Raw genomic sequence first — 13885 nt, 5'->3', positions numbered from 1 at the left:
TTATGAGGAGAACTTCACACAGGATATCAATTCCTATCCCTGTGTTATTATTTGTATCTGTTTTGTGACGCAATTCCGTTCATTTGGTGACAATATTTCTTTGTTCGCGCCGCTGCCCACTCTGGTTTATCATGCGCCCTTTTTCACAGGTAACCCCCCATGACGCAAGCCCTAGACCTCTTCGCCTCCTGCCCCAAAGGTCTGGAAGCACAACTGATGCAAGAGCTTGTATCTCTGGGGGCGCAGGCGACCCGGGAAACGGTGGCCGGTGTCTCCTTTGAAGGGGATGTTGAGGTCGCCTACCGTTGCTGTTTGTGGTCCCGTCTGGCGAACCGTATTCTTCTGCGACTTTCCCGGTTTCCCATCGAAAACGGGGATGATCTCTATCGCGGGGTAAGTGGGGTGGATTGGTCCGAGCATCTGGCGCCAACCGGATCCCTGCGGGTCGACTGTCGTGGAGAGGTTGAAGGGGTCAATAACAGCCATTTCGGGGCGCTTAAAGCCAAGGACGCAATCGTTGACCAGATGCGGGATAAAAGCGGTGAACGCCCCTCAGTTGACCGCCAGAATCCGGATCTGCGGGTAAGCCTGGTGTTGGCGAAAGGCCACGCCATCCTGTCGGTTGATCTTTCGGGCCAGAGCTTGCACCAACGGGGCTACAGAAAAGAAGCCGGGGCCGCGCCATTAAAAGAGAATCTGGCCGCAGCCGTTCTTTACCGCAGCGGTTGGCCGGAGATGGCCGCCCAGGGTGGTTATCTGGTCGATCCTATGTGCGGGTCTGCTACCTTGCTGATCGAAGCCGCCTTGATCGCTACCGACACGGCTCCCGGGCTGGTGCGGGAACGTTTCGGCTTTCATGGTTGGCAAAAGCATGTTCCTGCGCTGTGGAAGCGAGTACGAAAAGAGGCGCTTGAGCGCCAGCAGCAGGGTGTCGCACGGTGTAATGCCTCTATCATCGGGGTTGAAGCCGATGGCGAAGTTGTCCAGCGCGCCGTAAACAATATCCAGCGTGCGGGTATGAGCCGGGTTGTAGCGATTAGTGTTGGTGAGTTGGCAACCTTGAAATGCCCGACTATCGAGGGTAAACCCGGTTTGCTTATTACCAACCCCCCCTACGGGGAGCGCCTGGGTGAGGAGGCGAGCTTGCTGTTCCTCTATCAGTATCTAGGACGCATGATGCGGGAGCAGTTTGTGGGTTGGCAGGGCGCTGTATTGACGGGCAACCCTGAGTTGGGCAAGCGCATGGGGCTGAGGGCCAGGCGCCAATACAAATATTTCAATGGTGCTTTGCCAACACGGTTGCTGATGTTTGATATCGACCCTCAATGGTTTGTTGGTAGTGCTTCACTTGATGGCGAGGGAAACGCCGTTAACGCAGCGCCCCCAAAGCTGAGTGCGGGAGCGCAGATGGTTGCCAATCGCTTGCGTAAGAATCGGCAGCAGCTTAGGAAGTGGGTGCGGCGTGAGGAGCTTCAGTGTTATCGCGTCTACGATGCGGATATGCCGGAGTATTCTGCTGCCATCGATATCTACGGTGACTGGGTTTGCGTGCAGGAGTATCAGGCGCCCAAGTCCATAGATCCTGATAAGGCTACACAACGGTTGCGGGACCTGCTGTCAGCGATTCCCGAAGCTCTTGAGGTCGATCCGGCAAAGGTGGTACTAAAAGAGCGCAAACGCCAGAGCGGAACCGATCAATATCAGCGTCAGGATCGCAAGGGTACTCAGCTGGAGATGTTGGAGCAGGGTTGTCGGTTGTTGGTTAACCTGACCGATTATCTTGATACCGGACTATTTCTGGATCACCGTCCAATGCGCCGCCGGATTGCCAGGGAGGCTCAGGGTAAGCGTTTCCTGAATCTCTACTGCTATACTGGCGCGGTAACGGTGCATGCGGCCCATGGTGGCGCTTCCAGTTCGACCAGCGTCGACCTGTCAGCGACCTATCTCGAGTGGGCGCGCAAGAATTTATCCCTCAATGGTTTCAGCGATCGCCATGAACTGGTGCGTGCTGACTGTATGGAGTGGATTCGTGATAACAACGAGCAGTTCGACCTGATCTTTGTTGATCCCCCAACGTTTTCCAACTCCAAGCGTATGGACGGCGTGTTTGATGTTCAACAGGATCATGTTGAGCTGCTCGATGCGGCGATGGCATCGCTGGCCCCTGGAGGCGTGCTCTATTTCTCGAACAACTTTCGCCGTTTTCAGCTAGATGCTGGGTTAGGGGAGCGATACCGGGTCACGGAGATCAGCGAGCAGACGCTGGATCCTGACTTCAAACGTAATCCTAAAATTCATCGCTGCTGGCGCCTTACACAGCTTCACCAGGATCAACCCGAAGATCCGAGTCAGCCCAAAGCGCAGGCAAGTGCGTCAACCATCTGGGGTAAGTCGCCGGGTAGCTAGGAGGGATTGTAGTTGGCTCTGACGGCGGTTACTTCAGGCGTCGTGCGATGCCCGCTTCGGCGATGATGCGGGTTGCTATCTCCTCCACAGAGAATCGGGTTGTGTTGATGCACGATATACGCTCTTTGGCCAAAAGGCGTTCAACCTCTGCCACCTCCATCTGGCATTGGCGCGGGGAGGCGTAACGGCTATTGGGTCGCCGCTCACTGCGAATGGCGACAAGACGCTGTGGGTCGATGGTGAGCCCAAACAGCTTGTGGCGGTGAGGCTGGAGTGGCGCCGGGAGACGGAAGTCCTCCATATCCTCTTCAGTAATGGGATAGTTGGCGGCCCTTATTCCGAACTGTAACGCCAGGTAGAGGCAGGTGGGGGTTTTTCCGCAGCGGGATACGCCAATTAATATAATATCGGCTTTGTCGTAGTGGCGGGTTCGGGCCCCATCATCGTTATCCAGCGCAAAGTGGACCGCATCAATGCGCTCGGAGTAGTGGTTGTTGGCGTCAATTTTACGCTTCTTGCCAATGGAGTGGGTGGGGTGAAGGTGCAGCTCTTCCTCCAAGGGGCCGAGAAACGTAGCAAAAATATCCTGATGTCGTGCACTGGCTTGGCACACAATACCCGCAATGGTTTCATCAATGATGGTACTAAACACCAGTGGGGGGATGCCCTGACGGGCAGCGCACTGGTCGATGATGGCAACCACCTCACTCGCTTTCTCTGGCGTGTCGATGTACGGCAGTGTCTGGCGAGCGAATTCGACATGATCGAACTGGGCAAGCAGACTTTGGCCAAAGGACTCTGCGGTGATGCCTGTACCATCAGAGATAAAAAATACATCCCGGCGCATAAACTCTCCCTGGACCAGTATCGAAAGCGTCATAGTAGGGAAAAAAGGGCGTTGGTACAAAGGTGCTTTTAGCAGAAGCATTTGTCGTCCGGCGGAGCGCACGGGATGACATTATTGGGCCATCAGTTATACTCAGGCGCCTGCAGTGGCCATCAGCTTGCAGTAACCTGTGATGGCCGCAATTTCTGCTCGTCATGGGAGAGGCCGCCTTGATCGATTATGTAATTCCTTTGCAAGACCTGGGTGCCGGCGACGTTGATGTCGTTGGCGGAAAAAATGCGTCTCTGGGCGAGATGATCAGTAACCTTGCGAATGCCGGTGTGAGTGTCCCGGGTGGGTTTGCGACCACAGCAGACGCGTATCGCGAATTTCTGGAAAACAGCGGCCTGAATCAACGCATTCATGAACTGTTGGACAGTCTCGATGTGGACGACGTTAATGCATTAGCCGTTGCGGGAGCGAAGATTCGCGGCTGGATCATGGATCAGCCATTTCATCCACAGCTCGAACAGGCGATTGAAGCGGCGTTGTCCGAGCTGCAAGATGGCAACATCAACCTCGCTGTTGCGGTCCGCTCTTCAGCGACCGCCGAAGATCTTCCAGACGCCTCCTTCGCTGGTCAGCAAGAAACCTTTCTCAATATCTGTGGCCTGGACAATGTTATTCATGCGGTCAAGGAGGTGTTTGCCTCGCTCTTTAATGATCGAGCGATTGCCTACCGCGAGCATCAGGGATTTGATCACCGCCAGGTTGCGCTCTCCGCTGGCATTCAGCGTATGGTTCGCAGCGAAACCGGTGCCGCGGGTGTGCTCTTTACCCTGGACACGGAATCGGGATTTCGCGATGTGGTGTTTATTACGGCAGCTTACGGTCTTGGTGAGACCGTTGTACAAGGTGCCGTGAACCCCGATGAATTCTATGTGCATAAACCTACGTTGAGCGCCGGGCGCCCCGCTATTTTGCGCCGCAACCTAGGTAGCAAGGCGATAAAAATGGTGTACGGCGAAGCCGCCATTGCCGGGCGCTCGGTCGCCACGGTCGAGGTTGATGAAGCCGAGCGGATGCGATTTTGTATCACCGACGCCGAAGTGGAAGAGCTTGCTCGTCAGGCGCTGATTATTGAGCATCACTACGGTCGCCCTATGGACATTGAGTGGGCTCGGGATGGCGACGATGGTCAGTTGTATATTGTGCAGGCACGCCCGGAAACGGTAAAAAGCCGGACCCATGCGGCCACCATGGAACGCTACCTGTTGCAGGAACGGGGAACGGTTCTTGTGGAGGGGCGAAGTATTGGCCAGCGCATCGGCAGTGGGCCGGTAAAAATCATCAATGATATCGGCCAGATGGATCAGGTTCACCCGGGCGACGTTCTGGTGACCGATATGACTGACCCGGACTGGGAACCGATCATGAAACGCGCATCGGCCATTGTCACCAATCGGGGAGGGCGTACTTGCCATGCCGCCATTATCGCGCGGGAACTGGGTATCCCTGCGGTGGTGGGCTGTGGTGATGCGACGGCAAAGCTGAATGATGGTCAAGAGGTCACCGTATCCTGTGCGGAGGGAGATACCGGGCTTATCTACGAAGGGGCGCTTCAGTTTGAGATGCGTAAAAACAGCGTCGACTCCATGCCTGAGCTACCGTTCAAAATCATGATGAATGTGGGGAATCCTGACCGAGCATTCGATTTTCAGGCTATTCCTAATGAAGGGGTCGGGTTGGCACGTCTGGAATTCATCATTAACCGCATGATCGGCGTCCATCCTAAAGCGCTATTGAATTACGATTCCTTGCCTGAAGATATTAAGGTCAATGTTGACGCGCGTATCGCTGGATACCCAGGGCCCGTCGAGTTCTATATCGAAAAGTTGGTGGAGGGTGTGTCTACCATCGCGGCCGCGTTTGCCCCCAAGAAGGTGATTGTAAGGCTCTCGGATTTCAAATCAAACGAGTACGCCAACCTGATTGGTGGCCGCCTTTATGAGCCGGAAGAGGAGAACCCCATGCTCGGTTTCCGGGGCGCTTCTCGCTATATCTCGGATGGTTTCAGGGACTGTTTTGCCCTCGAATGTGAGGCGATGAAGCGGGTCCGTGAGGAGATGGGCTTAACCAATGTCGAGCTGATGGTGCCTTTCGTACGCACGGTTGGAGAAGCGCAGCGGGTCGTGCAACTGCTGGAGGAGCAGGGGCTTAAGCGGGGTGAAAATGGCTTGCGACTGATCATGATGTGCGAACTTCCAGCCAACGCGCTGTTGGCAGATCAGTTTCTTGAGCATTTTGATGGTTTCTCAATCGGTTCGAACGATATGACCCAACTGACCCTGGGGCTTGATCGAGATTCCGGCATTATTGCCCACCTGTTTGATGAGCGTAACGAGGCCGTCAAGATGCTACTGGCCAACGCGATAGCAGCTTGCAAAAAGGCCGGGAAATACATCGGCATTTGCGGCCAGGGACCCTCGGACCACCCGGATCTCGCTAAATGGTTGATGGAGCAGGGGATCGATACCGTATCCCTCAATCCGGATTCGGTGATGGAAACCTGGTTCTATCTGGCGGATAAAGAGCTCTCCTGACCCTGTGTGTCAGGTGGGTTTGGGCCACCGCCGGAGCCCCTGTGCGAGACCCGTAATCTGGGATAACCCCCTATCTATTTAGTGACAATCCTTAGGAGAAAACCGTGGAGTACGTAACCCCTGATTTGTGTGATGAGTATCCGGAGTTGGTGGAAGTAGCCGATCCGATTTTTAGAAATTATGGCGGCAAGGGTTCTTTTGGAGGCCAGATCGTTACCGTTAAATGCTTTGAGGATAACTCCAAGGTCAAGCAGTTGGTTGAATTGGATGGATCAGGCAAAGTGATGGTAGTGGATGCCGGCGGTTCAATGCGTCGAGCCTGCCTTGGGGATATGCTAGCTGAGAAAGCAGCCAGCAATGGTTGGCAAGGCATTATCATGTACGGCTGCATCCGCGATGTAGATGTGATTGCGAAAACCGATATCGGTGTGCAAGCGCTGGGCACCCATCCGATGAAAACCGACAAGAGGGATATTGGTGATGTGGATATTCCGGTAACCTTTGCCGGTATTACATTCTGCCCGGGAGACTACCTGTATGCCGACAACAACGGTATCGTGATTTCACCGGAGCCGCTGGAGATGCCCGGCGCATAACCGGGCACGGGGTAGGCACAAGGCAAGGCGGTAAGGGCCTAACCAATGGTTATGGTGGGCAGCGTCCGGGCGTCAAGCGTCATTTTCTCGCTGGGTGCCATCACTAGCGCTTCGCCACTGACCACGGTTTTTCCCTGCTGGTTAACCACTTTGGTGATAAAGGTGACCTGCTTGCGGCGCTCTTGCTTATCTTTAACCTCGAGCTCTACCCTCAGCGTGTCGCCCAGCTTGACCGGGCGCTGGAATTGGAGGCTCTGGCCCAAATAGACCGTGCCGGGTCCCGGCATAACATTGGCCAGGGCCGCCGATATCAGTGAGCCGGACCAGGCCCCATGGGCGATACGCTCTTTAAATTGCGTCGTACGCGCAAACTCAGGATCGAGGTGAAGCGGATTGATGTCGCCGGAAACAGCGGCGAACAGGATGAGGTCTTTCTCCTCAAGGGTGCGCTCGAAGGTTGCAGTTGCGCCGATCTCAAGTTCATCAAAGGTGTAGTTGGTTAATTGGTTCACGCGGTGATCCTCAGCGGGTTGGTTCTGTGCTGGACAGGGCGGGAGTCGATGATAGCCAATCCAGCAGCTCGCTGACCACCTCCTGGCGATTGGTTTCATTAAAAATCTCGTGGCGCGCGTTTTCGTAGAGCTTGAGTGAGACCCCGCCACGAGGAGGCCGGCCCAGCGCTGCATAGAGATCATGGAGCCCTCTGGGGGCGCTAACAGGGTCTTGATTGCCGCCAATAATATACAGCGGCAGGTCAGGGACTTTAGCCAGCAGCGATGGCTCGGTAATCTCCAGTAGCCCACCCAGCAGGTCTATCCAGAGCTGACTGCTGCAGGGGAATCCGCACAGTGGATCGGCAATGTAACGGTCGACCTGTTCAGGATCTCTCGACAACCAATCAAATTCGGTACGGTTAGGTTTGAATGCTCTGTTGAAGGCCCCGAACCCCAGGCGATCCATGAGCAAGCTGGGGGCGGAGGGGCCCAGCCGCCATTTTTCAATCCGCGCAATGGTCCGGGCCAAACGGTAAAGCATCGGCGATCCGTAGTTTGATCCGGATAAAATGCAACCAGCCAGTGGTTGCGGGTCGCGCATCAGGTATCCCAGGCTGATATAAGAACCCATGCTGTGGCCCAAAAGGTAGAGCGGCAGGTGGGGAAACTGTTGCTGGGCCCAGCGGTGTATCGAGCGCAGATCTTCGCAGACCCGGTTCCAGCCCCCCTGGTCGGAAAAGTGGCCGGGTACCGGAGTGGCACAGGCCCCGTGCCCGCGGTGGTCATGGGCTAGAACCTGATAGCCCGCGCACTGCAACTCGGTCGCGAGGGTAGCATAGCGCTGGCTGTGTTCTGCCATACCATGGGTGATGTGCACAAGTGCGCGGGGCGCGTTGGGTGCATCCCATAGGTACAGCGGGATGCTGTGCTGGTCGCCGGCCTCGAGCGGGTGTGTATGCCAAACCATGGGCGCTCCTTTGAGTATGACGGAATGGAAGTCTGTTTGCTTTGTACGCGAACGTGCCCAAAAAATCATCCTTATGGCTGAATTTCTCCTTTGTTAGTCCAGTTAAAGGGGGGGGTGGGCTATTAGCCTGTAGGGAAAACTGATAACCTCCGAGCCGGTGTACACCAAGTGCCGGTGGCAAGTGTTGGCTGTAAAATGCGGCTGTTCTTAGCGGAAACAGCGCAAGCCGCGCTCTCACATATAGAGCACGACAACAATAACGATCGAGTTGGTGAGGAGCAGAGAATGAGTGAAAACTTCTGGACGGATAAGTACCCTGCGGGGGTCTCCCCTGAGATCAGTACCGATCCCTATCGTTCCATTTTAGATGTGCTGGATGATTCATGCCGCAAATTCGCGGACAAGCCTGCGTTCTCCAATATGGGCAAAACGATCACCTATCAGGAGTTATACGAACTTAGTGGCCACTTTGCCGCTTATCTGCAAAACCACACTGACCTGCAGCCGGGTGATCGAATTGCGGTGCAGATGCCCAACTTGATTCAGTTCCCTATTGCTGTATTTGGCGCAATGCGCGCCGGAATGGTGGTGGTTAATACCAACCCGTTGTACACCACCCGAGAGATGGAGCACCAGTTCAATGACTCCGGTGCAAAGGCGCTGGTTGTGCTGGCGAACATGGCGGCGCTAGCTGAAGAGGTGATTCCGAAAACCGGTATCAAGCATGTGATCGTGACCGAAATTGGTGATATGCAACCACCCCTCAAGCGCCTCCTGGTGAACTCTGTCGTCAAATACGTCAAGAAGATGGTTCCGGCTTATAGCCTGGCCAATGCTGTCTCCTTTTCCAGGGTTTTAAAGTTGGGAAGCGAGGCTCGCTTTACGCCGGTCTCGGTAGAGTTTGAGGACGTTGCAGTGCTGCAGTATACCGGCGGCACGACAGGCGTTGCCAAAGGTGCAATGCTGACTCACCGCAATATCGTATCGAACATGGCCCAAGCCAAAGCCTTGATGGGTAGCGAGATGAGCGAAGGGGAGTTGGCTGTCGCGCCGTTGCCTCTTTATCATATCTACGCATTTACCTTTCATTGCATGGTGATGATGATCCTAGGTGGCCATAACCTGCTGATTACCAACCCCCGTGACCTGCCCTCTTTTATCAAGGAGTTGGCTCGCTACCCCTTCAGTATTTTTGTGGGCCTCAATACCCTGTTTGTTGGTCTGTGCAATAACCCCAATTTCCGCCAGCTCGATTTCTCTTCGCTCAAGGCGACCTTCTCGGGTGGTATGGCGCTGCAACTGGCAACGGCTGACACCTGGCACAAGGTGACCGGGTGCGAAATCTTCGAAGGCTTTGGCATGACCGAAACTTCACCGATTGCGACCATTAACCCGCAAGGTGCCAATCAGGTTGGCACCATCGGAATACCCGTTCCCTCCACCGAGTTGAAGCTAATCGATGATGAGGGTAATGCCGTCGCTTTTGGTGGCGTAGGGGAGCTCTGCGTGCGGGGGCCGCAGGTGATGAAGGGCTACTGGCAGCGTCCCGAAGCCACGGCCGAGACAATTACCGAAGATGGTTGGCTTAAAACCGGTGATATCGCCACTATTCAGGAAGACGGCTATGTGAAGATCGTTGACCGCAAAAAAGACATGATTGTGGTCTCCGGCTTTAACGTCTACCCCAATGAGCTGGAAGATGTCCTGGCCCAGCATCCTGATGTTACCCAGTGTGCCGCCATTGGTGTACCCGATGACAAAACCGGCGAGGCGATCAAGATGTTTGCCGTGTCGAGTAATCCCGGCCTCAGCAAAGAGGATGTGATCGCCTATTTTCGCGAGAACGTCACCGGTTACAAAGTACCGAGAATGGTTGAATTTCGAACCGAACTACCGACTACGAATGTGGGCAAAATTCTGCGCCGTGAACTGCGTGATGAGGAGGTCGGAAAGCTCAAGTCAGCGGGTTAACGAATCGAATATCGGTTATCGCCAGCGTTTGGCTTTTGATAGAATGCCCCGCCATTGAGTGGGGCGTTTTTTATTGTGGGGCAGTGAGTGAAGAAAACAGCGGCAGAGCTGCAACAGATGGTCGAAGAGGCGATGTTGGTCGATCGCCACCCGCTTAGGCGGCAGTTACAGCAACACCGGCGCGAGAAGAGGCCATTGCCATCGACTTGGCATAAGCGATTAGAGCGATCGCGCGCACTCGCGGCCCAGCGCGTTGCCACATTGCCAGAGCCCACCTTCGATCTCTCGTTACCGGTCAGTCAGCGCTGGGAGGAGATCGCCGATGCGATCCGTGATCATCAGGTGGTGGTGTTGGCCGGTGAAACCGGTTCGGGTAAAACCACCCAGCTACCCAAAATCTGTCTTGCGCTGGGTCGAGGCGTTTACGGGCTGATTGGACACACCCAGCCCAGACGCATCGCCGCCCGCTCCGTGGCTAGTCGAATCGCCGACGAGCTGGGCTCCGAGTTGGGCGCCAGTGTCGGTTATCAGGTTCGCTTTAGTGACCAGGTGAGTGATACCAGTCATATCAAGCTGATGACCGATGGCATCCTGTTGGCGGAGATTCAGAATGACCGTTTTCTGAATCGCTACGATACATTGATTATCGATGAGGCCCATGAGCGCAGCCTTAATATCGATTTTTTGCTGGGTTACCTGAGCACATTGCTACCCAGGCGGCCGGACCTGAAGGTGATCATTACCTCGGCCACTATCGATGTAGAGCGTTTCTCTCGTCACTTTAGCAATGCACCGGTAATTGAGGTGTCCGGCAGAACCTTTCCGGTTGAGACCCGCTACCGCCCGCTGCTTGACGCAGGAGAGGGGGATCAGGATCTCGATCTGCAGCAGGGTATCGTGGCGGTGCTGGAGGAGATCGAGCAAACCGAACGAGGGCAGGGGGCCGCTCCTGGCGATGTGCTGGTGTTCCTCAGCGGCGAGCGCGAAATCCGTGATACGGCCAAGGCCTTGCGCCACCTTGAGCTTCGCCACACCGAGGTCGTGCCGCTCTATGCCCGCTTGAGTCCAGCGGAGCAGGCGCGAATATTTCAGCCCCATAGAGGGCGGCGGGTCATCCTCTCCACCAACGTAGCCGAGACCTCGCTGACGGTACCGGGTATTGTCTATGTGATCGATTCCGGCTATGCCCGCATCAGTCGCTATAGCTATCGTTCAAAGGTTCAGCGGTTGCCGGTTGAAGCGATCTCCCAGGCCAGTGCTAACCAGCGTAAAGGGCGGTGTGGTCGAGTTCGTGCGGGCATCTGCTATCGGCTTTATGCCGAGGAGGAGTTCCTTTCCCGTCCGGAGTTTACCGACCCAGAAATACTGAGAACGAATTTGGCGTCGGTCATATTGCAGATGCTGAAGCTGGGGCTGGGGGAGATCGAGTCGTTCCCCTTTGTCGATCCGCCAGATAGTCGCTTTATACGGGATGGTTTTAATCTTCTGCAGGAGCTGGGTGCGGTCACCGCCCAGCGTCGAATCACCGCCCTGGGCAAGCAGTTAAGTAGTCTGCCGGTTGATCCTCGTATCGCGCGCATGGTCATCGAGTCCTCTCGCCAGCAGTCGCTTGATGAGGTGTTGGTCATCGCCGCAGCACTCAGTGTTCAGGATCCCCGTGAACGCCCCGCAGACAAGCGACAGCACGCCGATCAGCTGCATAAAGAGTATCAGCAGGATGAGTCGGATTTCCTCACCCTGCTGAATCTTTGGCACCTCTATGAAGAGCAACGTCAGTCCCTGAGCCAGGGACAGCTTCGCAAGTACTGCAAGCGTCGTATGCTGAATTATCAACGGATGCGCGAGTGGCGAGATCTGCATCGGCAGCTGCTGCTGGCCGCACGGGAGCTAAAGCTTAAGCTCAGGGGAGATGGTGAACCTGCCAGCTACCGGTCGGTCCACACCGCGCTGTTGGCGGGTCTATTGAGCCATATCGGTACGCGGACCGAAGAATCCGATTACCTGGGCGCGCGCAACCGCAAGTTTCACCTGTTTCCTGGTTCGGCGCTGTTCAAGAAGCGGCCCAAGTGGGTATTGAGTGCGGAGCTGGTAGAGACCTCCCGTCTCTATGCTCGAACCAACGCTGGGTTTGACCCGGACTGGTTAGAGGCCCTGGCGGGACACCTTGTTAAGCGCAACTACTTTGAGCCCCATTGGCAAAAGAAGCGCGGTCAGGTGATGGGGTTTGAGCAGGTGTTGCTTTACGGGTTGGTGATCGTGCCTCGAAGGCGCATCGACTACAGCAAGGTCGATCCGGTTGTGGCCCGCGAGATCTTTATTCGCAGCGCCCTGGTTGAGGGGTTGTTTGCAACTCGTGCCGGTTTTTTTGACCACAACCTTGCCTTGCTGCGGGAAATTGATCAGCTGGAAGCCAAGTCTCGTCGCAGGGATATCCTCGTAGATGAACAGACCCTGTTTTCGTTTTACGACGAACGTATTCCCGCCGACATCTGTGGTACAGCCAGCTTTGAGCGCTGGCGTAAGACGTTGGAGCGGGATAACCCCGAGGCGCTTTACCTGACCCGGGAGTACCTGATGCAGCATGATGCGGCGCAGGTTACCGAGGCCCAGTACCCGGATGCTATCGAGCTTGAAGGGATGCGGCTGCCGTTGTCGTACCATTTCGCACCGGGAGAAGAGGACGACGGTGTCACCGTTGAGGTCCCTGTCGGGCTATTACCACGCTTGCCACGCTTTCGTCTGGAATGGCTGGTGCCGGGTATGTTGCGTGAAAAAATAACTGCGCTCGTACGGGCGCTGCCCAAGCATTTGAGGAAAAATTTCGTCCCCGTACCGGACTATGTCACAGCGCTGCTGGAGACGTTGGTGGTTGAGGATCGGCCCTTGCTGGAGGCGGTCTCCGAGCGACTGGTTAAGATGAGTGGTGTTCGTTTTTCTGCCGATGTCTGGAAGGAGGCCGAGCTGGACCACCATCATCGCTTTAATATCAGGGTTCAGGATGACAGTGGGACTTTAGGGCAGGGACGAGATCTGTTGAAGTTGCAGCGAAGATTTGCACGTCACGCCAGCGAAAGTATCAGCCAAAGCGAGGAGGGGGGAATAGAGCGCGAAGGCCTTAAACGCTGGGATTTTGGCGATCTACCGCAAGAGATCGCGCGTCAACAGGGAGGGGTGACATTGAAAGCCTGGCCGGCATTGGTTGATGAGGGGCGAGATGTCGCGATTCGCCTGTCTCCCAATGCTGCACTGGCTCATGCTCAGTCGCGCAAAGGGGTTCAGCGCTTGCTGTTGCTGGCGCTCGGGCGGCAGGTTAAGGAGGGGCAGCGGTTTTTAAGCCGATTCGATCAGAGCGCGCTGCAGGCGGTGACGTTGATTGCCAAATCGGCATTGCAGGAGGATCTGTGGCTGGCAGCGATCGACCGGTGCTTGCTGGCAGAATCCGAATTACCCAGGAGTGAAAGTGAATTCGACCGGCTGTTGCAAAAGCGCGGAGAGCTGATTGAGGTGGCCCAGCAATATGATCAGCTCGTGGCGGAAATTTTTAGTCGAATTCACCAGGTGCAGAAGCAGCTTAAGGGCAAGATCTCCCTGCATTTGGCTCTGTCGCTGGCCGATATCAAGCAACAACTTCAGCGCTTGGTCTACCCGGGGTTTCTGCGACAAACACCCTGGGTATGGTTGCAGCAATATCCCCGTTATCTTGACGCGATACTCTACCGCCTGGACAAGATGGGCACGGTGATGAATCGGGACCGAGCCAGTAGCGAAGAGCTGGCGGGCTTGTGGGCGCAGTACGAGTCACGGGTCCGCCAGTACGAAGACAGGCAGATGATAGTGGAGCCGCTCACCGACTACCGCTGGATGCTCGAGGAGTACCGGGTATCCCTGTTCGCCCAGCCATTGAAGACGTTGCACCCGGTCTCCGCCAAGCGGCTACGAAAGATCTGGCAGGAGCTCCCCTTACCCTGACCTGCAGGGGGTGACCAAAGCGCTACAAAAAGTCTGCCGAGCGCTGTTGG

At 55.7% G+C, this 13885-nt stretch carries 8 protein-coding genes; 5 read left to right on the top strand and 3 right to left on the bottom strand.

The genetic code is table 11. The features are described from left to right. The first annotated feature begins 159 nt into the window (after positions 1-159). Entirely contained in the window at positions 160-2409 is a 2250-nt protein-coding gene (gene rlmKL, locus ACP3PW_RS14395; RefSeq protein WP_426417429.1) for a bifunctional 23S rRNA (guanine(2069)-N(7))-methyltransferase RlmK/23S rRNA (guanine(2445)-N(2))-methyltransferase RlmL, read from the top strand. 28 nt (positions 2410-2437) lie between these two features. On the opposite strand, the gene ppsR is transcribed toward rlmKL, so the two are convergent. Continuing rightward, the gene (gene ppsR, locus ACP3PW_RS14390) at positions 2438-3256 is read right to left on the bottom strand and encodes a posphoenolpyruvate synthetase regulatory kinase/phosphorylase PpsR (RefSeq protein WP_426417428.1); all 819 of its coding nucleotides are present in this window, start codon (positions 3254-3256) and stop codon (positions 2438-2440) included. Between the two features lie 209 nt (positions 3257-3465). Here ppsR and ppsA point away from each other — a divergent pair, with 209 nt between their 5' ends. Beyond that, a complete protein-coding gene (ppsA, locus tag ACP3PW_RS14385; protein ID WP_426417427.1) occupies positions 3466-5838 on the top strand; it encodes a phosphoenolpyruvate synthase in 2373 nt (790 codons plus the stop codon). A 104-nt stretch (positions 5839-5942) separates the two neighbouring features. Next, a complete protein-coding gene (gene rraA / locus ACP3PW_RS14380) occupies positions 5943-6434 on the top strand; it encodes a ribonuclease E activity regulator RraA (RefSeq protein ID WP_426417426.1) in 492 nt (163 codons plus the stop codon). A 38-nt stretch (positions 6435-6472) separates the two neighbouring features. Here rraA and ACP3PW_RS14375 read toward each other — a convergent pair whose 3' ends face one another. Together ACP3PW_RS14375 and ACP3PW_RS14370 are read right to left on the bottom strand one after the other, a co-directional pair. After that, positions 6473-6946: a MaoC/PaaZ C-terminal domain-containing protein gene (locus ACP3PW_RS14375; protein WP_426417425.1), complete on the bottom strand. Its 474-nt coding sequence runs from the start codon at positions 6944-6946 to the stop codon at positions 6473-6475. A gap of 10 nt (positions 6947-6956) precedes the next feature. Continuing rightward, entirely contained in the window at positions 6957-7895 is a 939-nt protein-coding gene (locus ACP3PW_RS14370) for an alpha/beta hydrolase (RefSeq protein ID WP_426417424.1), read from the bottom strand. Positions 7896-8180: 285 nt separating this feature from the next. Here ACP3PW_RS14370 and ACP3PW_RS14365 point away from each other — a divergent pair, with 285 nt between their 5' ends. Next, positions 8181-9866: an AMP-binding protein gene (locus tag ACP3PW_RS14365; protein WP_426417423.1), complete on the top strand. Its 1686-nt coding sequence runs from the start codon at positions 8181-8183 to the stop codon at positions 9864-9866. An 87-nt stretch (positions 9867-9953) separates the two neighbouring features. Further along, on the top strand, positions 9954-13835 hold the full coding sequence (hrpA, locus tag ACP3PW_RS14360) for an ATP-dependent RNA helicase HrpA (RefSeq protein WP_426417422.1): 3882 nt from the start codon (positions 9954-9956) through the stop codon (positions 13833-13835). Positions 13836-13885 lie beyond the last annotated feature (50 nt).

The organism is Aestuariirhabdus sp. LZHN29, assembly GCF_049985285.1.
Taxonomy (GTDB): domain Bacteria; phylum Pseudomonadota; class Gammaproteobacteria; order Pseudomonadales; family Aestuariirhabdaceae; genus Aestuariirhabdus.
This window is presented reverse-complemented; position numbering and strand designations above follow the sequence as displayed.